Origin of the sequence: Coleofasciculus sp. G2-EDA-02, from assembly GCF_040226375.1 — a bacterium.
GTDB lineage: Bacteria > Cyanobacteriota > Cyanobacteriia > Cyanobacteriales > Coleofasciculaceae > Coleofasciculus.
This window is the reverse complement of record NZ_JAVKEW010000130.1, coordinates 41,360-59,828: the sequence shown is the minus strand read 5'-3', so window position 1 is coordinate 59,828 and position 18,469 is coordinate 41,360. Positions and strand designations below refer to the sequence as shown.

At 44.9% G+C, this 18,469-nt stretch carries 7 protein-coding genes; 5 read left to right on the top strand and 2 right to left on the bottom strand.

Going from position 1 to position 18,469, the window contains the following annotated elements; all coding sequences use genetic code 11:
* Positions 1-160: 160 nt before the first annotated feature.
* From RLO19_RS15075 to RLO19_RS15065, 3 genes are all read left to right on the top strand, one after another.
* Positions 161-1,417: an FGGY-family carbohydrate kinase gene (locus RLO19_RS15075; protein ID WP_446357612.1), complete on the top strand. Its 1,257-nt coding sequence runs from the start codon at positions 161-163 to the stop codon at positions 1,415-1,417.
* A gap of 48 nt (positions 1,418-1,465) precedes the next feature.
* Positions 1,466-3,082 (top strand): TM0106 family RecB-like putative nuclease, encoded by a 1,617-nt coding sequence (locus RLO19_RS15070; RefSeq protein WP_446357611.1) that lies wholly within the window; start codon positions 1,466-1,468, stop codon positions 3,080-3,082.
* Between the two features lie 158 nt (positions 3,083-3,240).
* On the top strand, positions 3,241-3,492 hold the full coding sequence (locus RLO19_RS15065) for a hypothetical protein (RefSeq protein ID WP_446357609.1): 252 nt from the start codon (positions 3,241-3,243) through the stop codon (positions 3,490-3,492).
* 145 nt (positions 3,493-3,637) lie between these two features.
* Here the strand turns inward: RLO19_RS15065 and RLO19_RS15060 are convergent, their stop codons facing one another.
* A complete protein-coding gene (locus RLO19_RS15060) occupies positions 3,638-4,318 on the bottom strand; it encodes a response regulator transcription factor (RefSeq protein WP_446357607.1) in 681 nt (226 codons plus the stop codon).
* 106 nt (positions 4,319-4,424) lie between these two features.
* Here RLO19_RS15060 and RLO19_RS15055 point away from each other — a divergent pair, with 106 nt between their 5' ends.
* On the top strand, positions 4,425-7,337 hold the full coding sequence (locus RLO19_RS15055; RefSeq protein ID WP_446357605.1) for a PAS domain S-box protein: 2,913 nt from the start codon (positions 4,425-4,427) through the stop codon (positions 7,335-7,337).
* A gap of 124 nt (positions 7,338-7,461) precedes the next feature.
* On the opposite strand, the gene RLO19_RS15050 is transcribed toward RLO19_RS15055, so the two are convergent.
* Positions 7,462-16,905 carry a CHAT domain-containing protein gene (locus RLO19_RS15050; RefSeq protein WP_446357603.1) on the bottom strand — a complete coding sequence of 3,148 codons (9,444 nt, stop codon included), beginning with the start codon at positions 16,903-16,905 and terminating at the stop codon, positions 7,462-7,464.
* A gap of 767 nt (positions 16,906-17,672) precedes the next feature.
* On the opposite strand from RLO19_RS15050, the gene RLO19_RS15045 reads away from it, so the two are divergent.
* Positions 17,673-18,410: an ABC transporter ATP-binding protein gene (locus RLO19_RS15045; protein WP_446357602.1), complete on the top strand. Its 738-nt coding sequence runs from the start codon at positions 17,673-17,675 to the stop codon at positions 18,408-18,410.
* Positions 18,411-18,469 lie beyond the last annotated feature (59 nt).

Here is an 18,469-nt window from a genome sequence, read left to right as displayed (position 1 = left end):
AGTTTGAACTCGTAGGTTAAATTAAACAATTGCATCACCTCCTAACACCATTATACAACTGTTTGACAAAATAACAGGACGATTTATCAAATAAAAAGCCGCCCTATAAGGACGGGGCTTGTATCCCCAATTTTCGGTCAGTATGATTAAAAGCTAGCTTATGGTAAATTCCAGAATCCTTTACCTGGGAATCGACTTCGGTACCTCTGGCGCACGAGCCATTGTGATTGACGCCACAGGCGCGGTTCAATCCGAAGCGCAATGTCGGTTTGAGGCGACTCCCCTGGCTGAATTAACGGCAATTTGGCAAAACACTCTATATCGGCTGATTGAGCAAATTCCGGCATCGATTCGACAGGACATTACTCGTATCGCCATTGATGGTACATCGGCAACTGTACTGCTGTGCGATCGCGTTGGTACTCCAATCACCGAGCCACTTCTTTATAATGATGGGCGAGGGATAGTGGTGATGGAACAATTAAAGCAGATTGCTCCTACTAATTCCGTGGTTCTAAGTGCCACCTCTAGTCTGGCTAAACTCTTGTGGTTGATTCAACATACAACAGGCACTCTTGAAAAATATTACTTCCTCCATCAAGCCGACTGGTTAGCCTTTTTATTACACGGTAAGCTCGGAATTAGCGACTATCACAATGCCTTAAAGCTGGGATATGACCCAGAAAACCTAAAGTATCCCACTTGGATGAAACAACTCCCACTCACGCCAATATTACCCCAAGTCCTAGCTCCAGGAACGCCTGTTGGTGAAGTCACTCCAGAGATTGCTTGCCGATTAGGATTACGCCAAGACTCTCAGGTTTGTACGGGTACGACTGATAGTATTGCCGCCTTTATTGCCAGTGGTGCAAAGCATCCAGGTGAAGCGGTAACATCTTTGGGTTCTACGTTAGTTGTGAAGCTGTTGAGTCATACCCGCCTTGAGGATGCTGATTACGGAATTTATTCTCACCGACTGGGGAACTTATGGTTAACCGGAGGTGCGTCTAATACAGGAGGTGCTGTACTGCAACAATTCTTCAGCGACAGAGAACTTGAAGAACTTAGCCGCCAAATCAACCCTCAGCGCGAAAGTCCCCTAGATTATTATCCATTACTCAAAAAAGGCGATCGCTTTCCCATCAATGATCCTCATCTATCTCCAAAACTAGAGCCTCAACCTGCCAACCCTGTAGAATTTCTCCACGGTTTACTCGAAAGCATTGCCCGTATTGAAGCACGAGGCTATCAATTATTACAACAACTCGGTGCTACTCCCCTCACCTGTGTCTATACGGCGGGAGGAGGTGCTAAAAATACAACATGGACAACCATTCGCGAACGTCAGCTACAGGTTGCCATTCGACCCCCCAAACAAACAGAAGCAGCTTATGGTACGGCAGTATTGAGTATGTAGGGTCTCACTTTCACGACTATCCTTTAAAGTTATCAAGAATTAGTTATCATGCTGCTGACGGATGAATTGCTCCTATATTACAAACGCTGTCGGCGTCGGGCGTTTCTCGATTATTGTGGTGATCCGACTCAAAAAGATCCGCCCCAAGATTTTCTGCTGAAACTGCGCCAAGATAGCTCGGCGCATCGGAAAGCTATCCTCAAAAGCGTGGAATACAATGGGAGCTATCTTTGTGCGGGAGAAAGTCCACTCCTATCCCTTACTGGGGCAAACTTGACGCCGATACAAACCCCTCACTATGGGCGAGATGATTTGCAGGCGGGAGCGAATGCGACTTGGGAGTTGATGCAGCAAGGAGTCGATTGTATTGCTAAGGGACTTTTGATCAGGCAAACAGTTGAGGGCGTCACGCTGCTGGGTTCTCCTGATTTATTGGTCAAACAACCGGGAAACTCGATTTTCGGGGATTGGATGTATGTGCCAGTATCCATTAAATTCGGCAGGCGTGCTAAGGCGGATTATCAAATCATCGCCGCGTTTTATGCCCATCTTTTGGGTGAAATACAGGGAATTTTGCCCAGTCATGCTTGGTTAATTTTACGTCGTCAAAATGCCTACTCGGTTACTCTGGACAAATGGCTACCCTTGATGCAGGCGGATTTGGCAGAATGTATCCAAACTTTGCAACAACCTCAAGCGCCAGAAGTCTTTATCTCACGGCAAAAATGTGGTCTTTGTCATTGGCATAGTAGCTGTTATGCGATCGCGCAGTCTCAAAAGCATATTTCTTTGATACCCGGTGTTACCCCAAATCGCTACCAGAGTTTGCAGGAGTTAGGGATAACCACGGTAGAATCCCTTGCCCAAGCTGAGATTAGCACCTTGGCACTTCTGTTTGGCAGCGAAGTGGCATCGAATTTGCGGCAACAGGCTCAATCTATTCAGCAAAATCGCGTGATTCTACGTCAGAGGTTTGATCCAGCTAGGGAGATTCCCCCATTCGACAAGTGTAAGGAACCTGAGAACAACTTGAATGGTGATCGAGTCAATTCTCTCTCAGAGTCTCAGCCTTCCAGGGAATATACGGATATATTACCCAAAGCCTCTGTCGAACTCTTCTTTGATATCGAGGCTCAACCCGACTTAAATCTAGACTATTTACTGGGTATCTTGGTGATTGATCGATCGAGTAATACCGAGACATTTCACCCATTATTGGCAGAACATCCCGACGATGAAGCCGTCATCTGGCAGCAATTTTTAGAGTTGGTTTGGCTCTACCCCGATGCTCCCATCTTCCATTTTTCTGATTATGAAGTCGAAACCGTCAAACGCTTAGCTAAACTTTACAAAACCCCATTCACCCACCTACAGCCCTTACTGTCGCGCTTTGTCGATGTTCATAAGCAGGTGATGAGTAGGGTTACCCTACCCGTAGAAAGCTACTCGCTCAAACATTTAGCGCGGTGGTTAGGTTTTGAGTGGCGCGATGCAGGGGTAACGGGTTCTCAATGCGTCTGTCTCTATGAGCAGTGGCTGACAACAGGCGATCGCTCCGTACTGGAGATTATCCAACGCTACAATGAAGATGATTGCCGCGCTACGTATCACCTGAAAAACTGGTTATGGGGATTTTTGCAAGCAAATACTCTTACCTCTGTCTAAAGAATGCAAAGTTATGCAAAGATTTCTGAAAAAATCAGAACTCGTTATTAATATTACAATTTTCTCTAAGGAATCAATGTTAGCGTAGATAACATTGAGGGTTTCGCAGTCGTTGAATCGGATGGCAGCCCTCTAGGAACTTTTAAGAGGTGATCGCTATGCTTCCCATCTTCCTGATTCTTTTGATCAGCGCCATCGCAAGTCTCTGGCTGTCTTTACGCGCCTCTCACGAAGTTTCCCGGGTTTTAGCTATAGGTAGCGCCATATTTTGCTTAATCTTTGGGTTTGCTATGGCACCGTGGGCTATTCAGGTTTTGATTGTTCTATCGCTCCTAGGCATCGAACGGTTATATCCCTTCCGGAAAACAGCCGCAGAATTGGTTACTCTCTCTCCTACCAAAAGACGATGATTTTTTCCTTGAGGTCTACTTCAGACTATCATTCATTCAGCCAGAGATTCTACTTCCCCAATCTATAACAGAAAAAATTTAATAAATGAATGCCCCAGCTTTTAGTCTGGGGTATTTTAATGGGAATAGGGAATAGGGAATAGAATTATTCACCAAGAGATTTTAGACGATAACCTAAACCGTGTACAGTTTCAATTAAATCATCTGGAGCGCCTACTGATCGAAGTTTGGAGCGCAGGCTTTTAATATGAACCTTGATCGTATCTTCTTTCGGAGGATTCTCTAGTGACCAAACATGTTCAATAATGGCACTCCGACTCATAATTTGGCGTCCGTTGCGAATGAGCAATTCTAAAAGACTATATTCTTTGGGAGTCAAGCGTAGAGTTTGCTCGCCGTAGCAGACTTCATAAGTTGCTGGATCTAAACGCAATTGTCCCCATTCTAAAATGGGGGGTGAAACCGTTTGCCCTCGTCGCAGTAGCGCTCGAATCCTAGCCAGTAACTCTGGAATATCCAGAGGTTTAACCATATAATCATCGGCGCCCGCGTCCAAACCGATCACTTTATCCGTACTGGTATCGCGAGCCGTGATCATCAATATTGGCATCTGATAACCATAGGAGCGCAAGCGTTGACACAAATGAATCCCATCCAATTGCGGCAACATCATGTCAAGCAAAATTAGGTCGTAATCCAGGGTATTCACTTGCACCCAGGCAAACTCTCCATCGGAAACGGTATCGACGGCATACCGTTGTATAGCCAAGGCTTCAGCCAGGGCTTCAGCTAGATAGATATCATCTTCGACTAGAAGAATTCTCACTTATTGACATACTATTCCCTTATATGAATTTATCACGAGCCGGTCTAAAAAAAACTTGCTCAAGAGAACGAATAGCTAGCGGCTGTGATTTTTTAGGATAACTCAGATGCAAAAATCTATCAGTATCAAAATTGTTATCGGCGGTTTTTGTCTGGCATTACTTATTTTTATTGGTGTTAGTGTTATTTCCTATAGTCACCTGACTCAACTGATGGAACTTCCCCGGTCGATGGACTATAGTTACAAGTTACAGGAACATCTGAAAGATTTATTGTCTCAGCTCAACAGCGCCAATGCGATCGCCCAACAACAGCAATCGCTCCTGAGGCAGATCCAAGCGAAAGAACAACAGGTGCTACAAGAGCAGTTAGCGACTGTGGTGACTCAGATTCAGAGAACCCATTTGATTATGATTCTGGGGCATAGTAGCAGCTTAGCGATTCTGATGGTGCTGTGCGGGTTGCTCCTGAAGCAGCACCCTCGATTCCAGCCAGAGTTAAGCGGCGGAAGCCAACAGTCACAGACTAGCCGAACACAAATGGCGCAACGAGAGCAACTCATCCTCAGTAGCGCTCAACGTATCCGCCAAACCCTAGATCTGGACACCATTCTAGAAACCACAGTCACCGAAGTACGAGAATTTCTGGGTGTGGATCGAGTGTTAGTCTATCGGATTTGGTCTGATGGTACAGGAAGTACCGTAGCAGAATCTGTCACTCCTGATACCCCACCCATTCTGGGACAAACCTTTCCGGCTGAAGTTTTTCCCGAACAGATGCATCAATTGTACTGCCAAGGACGGATTCGCACTGTAGTCAATCCAGAAACCGATGGAGTTGCTCCCTGCTTGGTGGAATTTCTACAGCACTTAGGTGTCAAATCTAAACTCGTCGTACCCATTCTGCAACAAGAAAAGCTTTGGGGACTGATGATTGCCCATCACTGTTCTCAACCCCGACAGTGGCAACCCTTAGAAATTGACTTACTTTCTCAATTAGCTATACAAGTTACCATTGCCATTCACCAAGCCCAACTCTATCAACAGCTTCAGAATGAATTGAGTGAGCGCGAACGGATTGAAGCCCAACTGCGTCAAGCTCGCGATGAACTAGAAATCCGAGTTCAAGAACGTACTGGTGAACTGATACATATGAACGCTGATCTACAGACTCAAATTCATGAACGCATGGAAGCAGAAGCCGCATTAAAAATTAGTGAAGAACGCTTTCGGGTTGCTCTCCATGACTCACCAATTACAGTATTTAATCAAGACACAAATCTGCGCTACACCTGGGTCTATAATCCGGCGAGTCGGATTAATACCGACGTACTGATCGGAAAATCAGAATTGGAAATGTTTTCACCAGAAAATGCCCAAAAGTTAATTCCTGTTAAGCATCGAGTTTTGACTACAGGAGTAGGTGAGCGCCAAGAGATATCAATTATCGTAGACGGCAAAGTCCGGTACTATGACTTAACCGTAGAACCCTTACGAAACGATGCCGAAGAAGTGGTTGGTATTACCTGTGCTGCCACCAACATTACCGATATTCGGATTCGGGAACAACAGTTGCGATCAATCTTTGAAGGCGCCCTAGATGCCATTACAATTGCCGATGATCAGGGTCGATATATAGAAGCTAATCCAGCGGCTTGTCAGTTATTTGGTTTACCTGTAAATGAACTTTTAGGCAAACGAATTGCTGAGTTTATGGAACCAGGTTTTGATTTTGAAGCAGCGTGGTGCCTCTTCCAACAGCAGCAAAGGTTCACCGGAGAAGTCCGTATCCTCAAGCCAAACGGTACAATGCGAGATGTGGAATATACAGCCAAAGCCAACTTTCTTCCTGGACAGCATTTATCTATCTGGCGTGATATAACTGAACGCAAACGCGCCGAAAAAGCACTCCGGGAAAGTGAACGGTTTATTCAACGCATTGCTCACGCCATGCCAACTGCTTTGTATCTCTACGACTTAATTGAAAAGCGCAATATCTACAGCAATCCACAGATTACTCAACTCATCGGTTACTCCCCTGAAGAAATCCAACAGATGGCACCGACATTTCCTCAAAATCTGATTCACCCAGATGATCAAGCCAAATGTACCACCGCCATTAAACGATTTGCCACGGCTAAAGAGGGAGAAATTATTGAGACAGACTATCGCATCCAACATAAATCAGGGGAATGGCGTTGGCTGTATAGTCGCGAGATGGTGTTCACTCGCACGGCTGATGGTTTACCCCAGCAAATTCTCGGTACTGCTCAAGATATTACAGAACACAAGCAGGCAGAATCAATACGTCTAGCACTTGCACAAGAGCAGGAACTCAGACAACTCCAGCTTAACTTTTTTTCTATGGCATCCCATGAATTTCGCACGCCCTTAAGTACTATTTTAGCTAGTGTCCAATTGCTGAAATATTACTATCCAGAAGGAACAGATAAGAAAATTTGTCGCAATATTAACCGCATTGAGACAACAGCTAAAACCATGACTCAGCTTTTGGGTGACATCTTAACAATCAGCCGAGCGGAAACTGGAAAATTAGAGTTTACTCCTCAACCCATTGAGTTAGAAAGTTTCTGCCGGTGTTTAGTGGAAGAGATGCAAGTGAATGCGGGAGAAAATTATTCAATTAATTTTATTACTCAACATCAACCTCCTATTGTTTTATTGGATGAAAAATTCTTGCGTTCTATTTTAATTAATTTGCTTTCTAATGCGATTAAATATTCCCCGATAGGTAGTCAAATAGATTTGATATTGACCTATAGTCAATCTACGGCAACGTTTCAAATCAAAGATCAAGGTATTGGGATTCCCTCAGCGGATCAAAAAAAGTTGTTTACTATATTTCATCGTGGCACAAATATTGGCAATATCCCCGGCACAGGATTAGGATTAGCTGTTGTCAAGAAATGCCTAGAGATACAAGGCGGTACGATTTCAGTCAATAGTGAAGTGGGAGTCGGTACAACGATGACAATCACGATACCATTGCCATCGGCATGACTTATACTGAAGTTTAAAAACATTCTGTACGTCCAAGCCAATTTAGTCAATTATCGTCAGGACATGATATAAGTTGGGTTTCGTTCCTCAACCCAACCTACTTGCGTTGACTACAAATTACTCCTTACCAAGGACTACCAATCATGGTAAATGCAGCCCAGTAGTAGGGATGGGTAAGAGATCTGTCGTCTTGATTCTCTAATGTTGGCGGTAAAGGAACAGGTTGTCCACTTCCCCGTAATTGCCCCCCTTCGAGGCGCACATCACCCTTGAGCATAGCTAACTGTGCTTGTCGTAAAGCTTCGGCTTTAATCGGAGCGGTTTGCAACTGTCGATAAAACTCCGTCATCAATCCAGAAGTTCCTTCATCACTGACATACCACAAACTCGACAGCGCCGACTTGACACCCGCTTGCACGGCTAATCCAGCAAAACCTAACTCGGCTTTTTCATCACCAACTGCTGTGCGACAGGCTGAAAGGATTAATAATTCAATCGGGGTGCGACGATTATTCCAGCCTAATTCTCGCAGTTGATCTAGGCGCAGTAGCTCATTCCATAATAAGATATAGGAATTCTCTAGAGGACCAGATTTGAATTCACCATGGGTGGCTAAATGCACAATAGAAGCATTTTGGCTTTGTGATTTGAGTGATTCTAGGGTGACTTTTTCATTCAGGAATGATTGTGCTTGTCGAATACTTTCAATCGTTTGAAGTTCCAGGGGTACGGCAGGTAAAGGACTCAGATTTAGTTCCTTTGCCAGATCACTGGATTCTGCGACTCCCATTGCCAAAACTGGAGCATTTTGAATACTGTTATAGCTAGTATCGGTGATGCTGAGACTGGGCATCAACCCTACACTATATTTTTCCACCAAAAAGCCTTGACCATCATGGAGCGCTGCAACGGGTAAGGAACGCAAGCCACTATCCATGATGAAAACCAGATTTTGAATCCCTTGGGCGTCTAACTCAGCTTGTAAGGGGGCGATTAACCAGTCATACATTTGTTGAGCTGGCTCTAAATAACTGGTAGTTCTCCGTTTAATGGGATTGGTGATTTCTCGGCGTAATTTTGTCGCCGTTTCCACTATAGTATCCCGGGTTGTATCAGGTATACTGACAATCTTTTTATCCTGAGCGGATACCATTTTCAGTTCTAGGCGATCGCCGACAAAGGTAGCATAAATAAATGCTGATTTTACACCGGTTTGCTGCTCAATTTGCTCCAAAATTTTGGCAGCGTCGGCGGGATTGTTAACACTGGGTTTTGGTCCCAAATATCCCGAAAATGCATCAGTGAGAACACTGTCTAGCGTGGAAAGTTCTAGATCAGCATCCGCGACTTGGCTACTGACTGAAAGGTTACCATAGAGGCTAGTTATTGGCAGATTGTTCTGAGAGGGTATTCGAGCAATGATTTCAATGTTTTCTTGTCGAACCGGACGAGTAAAGGATTGAACGGGTAAGATTGTTCCGGTAAATCCATTACCATTTGTAATTGCACCGGCTGTGCCATTTTTAGTAGGATTTCCGACTTCAAAGGGATCGAAGGCAGTACCACCACCATGGCGAATCACAATCGGATCACCACCTGTGGCAAGCGTCGCTTGTATGCCAGTTTGAGCAACGAATGTACCTGTTGCTCTCAAATAACCATCCGTGGTTATGTTAATGGTAATTTCAATCCCTGGTGTTTCTGTTGGACTTAATGCGATGGCTGCTGGGTTTCTCGGCAAACCTTGAGCATTAATAAAACTCAGATCAATACCAGGAGCTTCTCGTCTAAATTCAGGTTGAGCGTTGTTGAGGGTGATTAAACCAGCTAAACCACCAGTAGAACTTGAGTTAACTTCTGCGAGTGTGATTTTACCCAGGGTGGAAACATCGATAGAATCCCCACCTAATAAACCCGATGAGTTTAAATTGCCACTGGTAATATCTCCGGTTTCGCTCATCAGCGCGATCGCATTCCCTTTACTCGTTGCTGAAGACGTATCGATATTACCCGTGGTTATATTACTTGGAGCAGTCAGCGTTACTGTATTCTCTTCCTCTTCAGTCTCTCCCTTGGCAGTTAAGTCACCGCTTTGTATAGCTCCTGACTGGCTGCTCAAGGTAATTCCGCGATCGGTTGAAGAGACATTAGCCGTGGTAATTTCGTTATTTGCCTGGAGGTTGATGCTTTCCCCTGCCATATCCGCCGTCGTAATATTACCTTGGCTAGCCGTTAGGTTTACGTCGCCCTGAATCGCTGTGAGTGTTCCTTTAGTCGTATCAATAGAACCAGTTTGGCTATTGAATGTGATATCTTCCTCCGTGGCGGTAACATTAGCCGTGTTGATGTTCTTATTTGCCTGAATGTTCACTGTTGGCGCTTCTACATTCGCCGTCGTCACACTTCCCTGTGTGGCGGTTAAATCCACCAAGCCTTCGGTTACTTCTATATCCGCCGTCGTAATATTACCTTGGCTAGCCCTTAGGTTTACGTCGCCCTGAATCGCTGTGAGTGTTCCTTTACTGGTATCAATAGAACCAGTTTGGCTATTGAGTGTGATATCTTCCTCCGTGGCGGTAACACTGGCGGTACTGATATCATTATTTGCCTGAAGGTTAACTGTTGGCGCTTCCACATTAGCCGTCGTCACACTTCCCTGAGTGGCGATTAAATCCACCACGCCTTCGGTTACTTCTATATCCGCCGTCGTAATATCACCTTGGCTAGCCCTTAGGTTTACGTCACCCTGAGTTGTTTCAATATTCGCCGTCGTAATATCACCTTGGCTAGCGCTGAGGTTTGCGTCACCCTGAATCGCTGTGAGTGTTCCTTGACTCGTATTAATAGAACCGGTTTGGCTATTGAGTGTGATATTTTCCTGTGTGGCGGTAACACTGGCGGTGTTGATGTTCTTATTCGCCGTAATGTTCACTGTTGGCGATTCTACATTCGCCGTCGTCACACTTCCCTGGTTGGCGTTTAGATTTACCACTCCTTGAGTTATTTGAATATCCGCTGTCGTAATATCGCCTTGGCTAGCGGTGAGGTTCACGTTACCCTGAGTAGTATTGATATCGTCTTGAAGATCAATAGTATCGGCTGTAATCGTAATGCCGTCTGACTCAATCGTTGTAATTGTTGAATTAGCTACCACATTTCCAGCACGGGTAATCGTCAGCGCACCCAAGTCTGTTGTTTGCAATCCATTGTCAAAGTTTTGAGCGCCGACAGCACCACCAAATGTAACTGTTCCAGAGCCAGTGCTGATGGTCAAGTCAAAGGGTGACGTAGAGGATTGATTGGGTATATTTTCCTTGGAGCTAGATACGGTAGCACGAAAGATCACATCACCTCCCCTCACTCCTGGTGATTCTTCAGGAAATGTATCGAATGTGGTATCCGTAACCAGAATTACATCACCGGTAAATTCAATCGGACCACCTCGGGTTTTGATAATACCCGCGACTCGGCTCTGTTGGGCATTAACAAATAAACTGTTAAAAATAGTTGTCGAAGTGCCGACAATATCCGCGTTGATTGTGGTATCGTCACCAATCCGCAATTGCTTTAATGGAACATCCTGACCGATTTCCCCTTCAAAAGAAACACTCCCTGTACCCGGTGCAACGGTAAGACTTTGCTCTTCAGCCGTTTCTCCGTTAACATCACCCATGAAGGTAATGTCACCGCCTTCCGCACCCGTTTTGACCTCCACCAGATCAGAATGTAGATGTACATTTTGACCGATAATAATATTACGTCCTTCTGTTGTGATTTCGACTTGCGGCTTATCTTGGTTTCCTAGATAGACATTTTCACCATTAATTGTGATGGAAGCATTATCTGTTCCTGTCAGATTGCCATTCACATTAATTCTGCCGCCTGCTGCGGGTGATTTAATCGTCACCGGATCTTGGAAACTAACACCCCCAGAATCCATGACAATTGTGCCATTACCTGTCTCTCGTCCAATTGTAATTTGGCTAAAGCCATTGGCTATAGCGGCTAAATCTGTATCGCTGATATCTAAAGTGCCTGTTCCACTAGGGGGTGAGCCAATATCAATAGAAACATTATCGGTTTTTGGCTTCAGGGAAATGGTTCCTTGAGTTGGGGTTCTGACTGAGTTAGCTCCACCTTTGAAGTCAATTTCATCAGCGCTTAGATTAATATTTTCTGCCACTGTCACACGATTATTAAAGGTCACAGATGCCCCATTATTAACCGTTAAATTCTTTAAAGGTATGCTATTGCCTACAGCCCCCCCAAAAACTACTGTGCTATTATCGGCTTCGACCGTTAAATCTTGACTGTTTGGTGTTGTCCCATCTACGGGACTGTTAAAATTAATCGCACCCCCCTTATTGGTAAGGATAATAGAGTTACCTAGAGTGACTGGGCTGTTGAGGTTGATAGTATTGTTAGGTGCATCCGATGTGGTGATGTCACCATTGAGCGTAATTCCGCTACTTCCCCGAATCGTCAGGTTGTTAATTTGATTCCCATTGCCGATCGCGCTTACCGTAACCCTACCTGTACCTGCATCCAGGGTTAGATCGGCTGGGTTAGTTCCCTGAATCGTACCGGTGTTAAACGCGATCGCACCACCATTAGACCTAAATGTCGTGGTATTGTTTAGATTAAAGGCTGTACCTGCGGTGTAATTTTGATTCTGGGCATTATACGTTGTCCCTGTAAAATTAATGGCTTCTGTAGCATCGAGTGTCGCTGCGCCGTTAACACCTTGACTTATACCCCCACCCCCAATACTAGATAGAGTAATCTCCCTTGCTTTTAAGGTTAAGTTGCTTAGTCCTGTGGTGCTACCAATTGCTTGACCTACATTTATAGAACCACTTCCAGCATTCAAGGTCAGGTTGCGATCGCCATTAATCGATTGATTAATACTGATAATGCCATCATTATTGACATTATCAGTATCAATAGTCGCGTTTGCCCCTAAAGTCACGGCTCCGTTTAGGGTAACGTTGTTGTCAACGATATCTGACGTTTTTATCGTACCGTTTAGAGTAATTCCGTTATTGCCCGTTAAATTAACAGCTCCGGCATTAATTACTCCATTGGTCAATATCGTTGCTCCTGCAACTTCTAGGATTCCAGCAACCGAGGTGGAATTTAAGTTAAGATTATTGATGTCCTTGAGAGTGACATTATTGCCTTGAGAAACGGCTACAGTATTAAAGTTGTTATTGGTGTTATTCAGAGTAATTGCTTGGTTCGTTCCTGCTGCCAGGGTCGCTGTACCATTAACGGTTAAGGTATCATTTGATGTATTTTGACGAATTTCACCGCCGTTGCTCGTCACATTTAGATTGCCCGAAATAGAAGCAGTTCCCAAAACTGTATTTCCCTGGCTGGTTAGATTCAAATGTCGAGAAATGGTGGAATCTCTGAGGAGAATATTATCGGTGTCATTCAACGTTACATCTCTTGCCTTTGTGATGACGACTTCATTAAAGTTATTGGTCGTATTATCAAGAGTAATTGCTTTGTTTGTTCCTGCTGCCAGGGTCGCTATACCATTAACGATCAAGGTATCATTTGATGTATTTTGACGAATTTCACCGCCGTTGCTCGTCACATTTAGATTGCCTGAAATAGAGGCAGTGCCCAGAACCGTATCTTCCTTGCTGGTTAGGTTCAAATTTCGAGAAATGGTGGAATCTCTGAGGAGAATATTGTCGGTGTCATTCAACGTTACATCTCTGGCATTGGTGATAATCACTTCATTGAAGTTATTGTTAGCATCATTCAGGGTAATATCATTGCTAATTCCTGTCGCCAGTGTCGCTACACCACTGACGGTTATACCACCACTGGTTTGGGTAATATTACCTGTAGTAGCCGTAACATTTAGGTTCTTAGGTAGGTTGAGGATACCCGTGAATGTGGGATTGCCACCTTGTACTGTCAGGTTAAACGTTTCACCACTCAGGTTAACATCATTAATCGAAATGTCTCCTGTAACACTATCACTGCCAATTGTGACTGTACCATTCGATTGCAAGTTGCTTAAATCTGTAGCATTCAGGTTAAAAGTACCCGTCGCACTATCACCAATACCAATCGTTGAGGTAGGGCTAGTTGGTTTGAAGGTGGCATTTGCCGCTGTCACTGTACCATTAATATTCACATCGGTGGCAGTCACTCCTAAATTACCAGTAATACTAGAAGCGCCTAACTCAATCGCACTAATGTCGTTAATGGTAACATTTGCGCCATTGGTGACGGCTACTGTTTTGAAGTTATTGGCATTATCTAAGATGATATTGCCATTGGCATTTAATGTTGTTGTGCCATTGGCTACACTCAAAGCGCCACTACCTGTAATCTCACCCCCGGCAGTAACACCTAATGTGCCAGTAATACTAGAAGCGCCTAAATCAATAGTATTGCTGTCGTTTAAGGTAACATTTGCGCCACTGGTGACGGCTACTGTGCTGAAGTTATTGGCATTATCTAAAGTGATATTATTGCCACTGGCATTTAATGTTGTGACACCAGCGACATTCAAGTTGCCACTATCGGTAATCACTCCATTGGCACTCACACCTAAAGTTCCAGTAATACTAAAAGTGCCTAAATCAATGGCATTGCTATCGTTAAGGGTAACATTTGCGCTACTGGTGACGGCTACTGTGCTGAAATTATTAGCGTTATCTAAGGTGATATTGTTGCCATTGGCATTTAATGTTGTGACACCAGCGACACTCAAGTTCCCGCTCCCGGTAATCGCACCTACGGCAGTAACACCTAATGCGCCAGTAATAGTAGAAGTGCCTAAATCAATGGCATTGCTATCGTTAAGGGTAACATTTGCGCCACTGGTGACGGCTACTGTGCTGAAGTTATTGGCATTATCTAAGGTGATATTGCCATTGGCATTTAAGGTGGTGCCACCCGTAACACTGAGGTTGCCACTATCGGTAATCGCACCCCCGGCAGTAACACCTAATGTACCAGTAATACTAGAATCGCCTAAATCGATCCCATTGCTGTCGTTTAAGGTAACATTTTTGCCATTGGCAACCACTGTACTGAAGTTGTTGGCATTATTATTTAGAGTAATATCATTGCCAGTGGCATTCAATGTCGTCGTGCCACCCGTAACAGTCAGTTTGCCACTAGCGGTAATCGCACCCCCGGCAGTAACACCTAATGTGCCAGTAATAGTAGAAGCGCCTAAATCAATAGTATCGCTGTCGTTAAGGGTAACATTTGCGCCACTGGTGACGGCTACTGTGCTGAAGTTATTGGCATCATCTAAGGTGATATTGCCATTGGCATTTAAGGTGGTGCCACCCGTAACACTCAAAGCGCCACTATCGGTAATCGCACCCCCGGCAGTCACACCTAATGTGCCAGAAATACTCGAAGCGCCTAAATCAATGGCATTGGTATCGTTAAGAGTAACATTTGCGCCATTGGCGACTACTGTGCTGAAATTATTATTGGCATTGTTTAGAGTAATATCGTTGCCATTGGCATTTAATGTTGTGACACCAGAAACAGTGAGATTCTCCAAGTTGGTGATATCGCCATTAGCGGTGATGTTAAGAGTACCAGAAATGTTAAAAGCTTGGTCAAAAGGGGCTGATTTATCGGAACTTCCTAGCTGTATTGCAATGTTCTTATTATCATTGAAATCATCTCTGAGTGAGACATTGTTAGCACGGGTGACTAAAACCTCATTGAAGTTATTCCCCTCATTGTTGAGGGTGATGTTATTTGCTGCACCTGCGGCTAACCGGGTTCTACCACCAATATCTAATGTTGTCCCAGTCCCTTGTGTAATTGCACCATTGGCTTCAATTAAAAGGTTAAACCCTCTAGTTGAAATACTTTGATTGAGTTGAACAGCACCCCCAGCATCGAAAACTAAGCTCAATCCATCCCCTGGTGTATTTGTCGTATCGCTATCAAATATCTGCCCGTTGATGATGATATTGTTAGCCGCTGTCAAAGTTAGAGTATGAACGCCCCTGTTGTTGAAATTTAAGGGTGTAGCTAGAGTGATATCGCCCGGTTGAGTACCTGCTGTCCCTTTCTTTCCTGTAGATATAGTGACATCACCCCCAGTTAAGCCAGCTAAGAGGGTATTAATATTGAGTACGGAATCATTCGCCGCAGCGGTAAAATTAGGCGTGGTGCCACTATTGCTATCAGCCTTATCACTAATCTCGATATTGTAAGGGTCAATTAGCCAGGTTCCTCCCTCCCCAGCCGGTGCGGTGATGTCGGGCGCAAAAGGAACATCTAAAAATCCCGCACTACTGGTTTCGACAAAACCGCCATTGCCCCCACGTTCTCCACCTCTAGCGCTAATATGACCATAAGTTCGAGTCGTCTGATTTGACCAGACAATGGTTCGACCCCCACCGCCCTCATCTAAAGCATCGGCGTTAATCCTTGAATCTTCACTAATAAAAGTCACATCAGCATTGGGAATCGGTTCAAGTCCTTTTTCACCGCCGCCAATTCGTACAGTACCCCCGCCACGGCTTCCTGATGCGTCTATATTGGCGGCAATTAGACCAACCTTATTGCCAATGACATTAATTTCACCCCCAGTTGAGGATGGGGTGGATGGGGTGGATGAGGGCGCACGTCGGTGCGCCCCTACGCTAGATACATCAATTTCACCTGATACAATCGCGACTCCTGTCTCTTTGGGTAAGGTGACTCCAGTATCTGCCAGTGTTACATCGCCCGATTCGTTAACCTCGACGCTTGTTTCAACCTCTTCCCCCTTCCCGGTTAATAATTCAGCTAAATCCCCAGGTTTGACTGGTAATATTGACCCGTCTTTAGCCTTGGATGGTTCAACCTCCAGAGACAATAATCCCCCGGGGCGAGAAATCTTGACTAAATTAGAACCGGGAACCGCCGCCACGGTAATGGTTCCCCCTGGTGCGGTTAGTTTCCCGGTGTTAACTACATTTCCTGCGAGTAGGGTTAAATTTTTACCTTCTGATACGGCTAAGTCGCCTGCATTGACAATACTTCCCGCCTCGGATACATCAAAGGCAAATTGGTTGGGTGTCCCGACTAAGTTCTGATAATCATTCGCGCCAATGGCATTAAACCAATTGCCATTGCCAAACCCTATACCTGTGGCGGTGGTGGCGATAAAGTCACCTGGGACATTTAATCTAGCATCTGCACCAAAAATCATCCCCGCCGGATTCATTAAATATAAGTTGGGATTGCCGCCGGTGACTTGAATCAACCCGTTAATTACAGAGGCGTCACCACCCACGACGCGACCAAGGATATTGTTTAAATTAGGATTTGCTAGAAAGTTGGCGATTTGGTTAGTATCTAAGCCAAACTGCTGGAAACTGTGGAAGAGGTTTGCCCCATCAGCCGAAAGACTACCACCAGAAATATCGATGCGGTTTCCATCCGGTGTGATAATTGTACCTGTACCGTCTGCGGCTGGGATAATTGGCTGCGCCAGAACTAGGATTTCAGAGGATGTGCCAAGGCTGAAAATCCAAAGCCAAAATCCGGTAACACCGGCTTTTAAAACATGTACTCTGTTCATGGCTGATTCGTTGACCCAGCACAGGTTGGGTTTCAAGGGGACTTTTAATAATACTCGCTTTGTTGCGATCTACATATTGGCTCTAGCACATCTGCTTTCGCTGCGATCGCGCTCACTCTTTTTACGCTAACAATCCCACCCTACTGGCATTGTACAAACATAGATTTTACGGCTTTTCTGGACGCTAAACTCTGGGCGTCAACCTTTGGCTTTGGGCGTAAGGATGGTGCCCCTACGAGGTTTCAAATTTGGGTATCACGCCACTCACTACAATCTGGTATTGGGCAATCCACTGGGCTGGCAACTTTACTCACAATACTCCTTGATGCCATGATCACCGACTTTAATCAGATTCAACCTGATCGTCAAGCCGAATCGCAAAAGATTAACAATTCTCAAATTAGTCAAGTAACTATGTAACTTTATATTTAGAATGAATAGCAATAGTTGATTGAGATGATCCTAATCGGCACAAAATAAATTAAGTAGTAGAAGCGAGCCGCTCGGCAAAATTAACAACTGGAGTACAATCAAGTTGAACTCCGAGCAGTAGGGGTTTGGTTACCAAACCCCTACTGCTGTCACTTTTCCTCAGTTCCCATTTTCAAGCCACCCCCTGACACTATCATAACTATCACCCGGCAACCCATCTGACTGGTCAGAATTCGCTATCATCCAATCATGGCTCTTTATCTGAAGAGAGTTTAATTTGGGCTAGTTATGTTATATTTCTTTACATATACACCCCGACTGTCGCTTACATCAATATGGTTGTGTCTATAAAAAGCCGAAACCAGCTTGATTGGCACTCAAGCGATCTAAAACAGGAGCAATCGGATACCATCATTGCTCAAGGGGTAACGATGGAATATAAGTCAGGCAATCAGCGCTATCAAGTGCTCAAAGGGATTGACTGGCAAATTAAGCGTGGCAATATTCAAATTCTCATGGGACCATCGGGTTCAGGGAAAACGACGTTACTCTCTATTCTGGCAGGACTACTGACGCCTTCAGTAGGTAATGTCTCCCTACTCGGAGAAGAGATAACCAAAATGTCCAGCGCCAAGCTAGCCCGCTTTCGGCGACATAAAATTGGCTTTATTTTCCAGCATTTTAACCTGTTTCCGGCGCTAACGGCAGCGGAGAATGTGGAAGTTGTGCTGAATATAAAAGGGATTAGGGGGAGGAAAGCGCGACATCAAGCGCAGGAGTTGCTCGAACATGTGGGATTAGGGTTGCACGCCAATCAACGCCCTGCTAACTTGTCTGGGGGACAGAAGCAACGAGTCGCGATCGCACGTTCCTTAGCCGGTCATCCTAAGATTATTATGGCAGATGAGCCAACGGCAGCACTAGACTCGACCAGTGGACATCGGGTGATTGAATTATTGCGGCGGTTGGCAAAGGAGGAAGGGTGTACAGTACTTATGGTTACCCATGATCCCCGCATCCTAGATGTCGCTGACCGAGTAACCTATCTCGAAGACGGGATTTTAAAGATTTGAGCAGGAAAGGAACCACAGAGGCACTCCAGAACAGGAGTTTTTCTGTACTATTTGGCTTG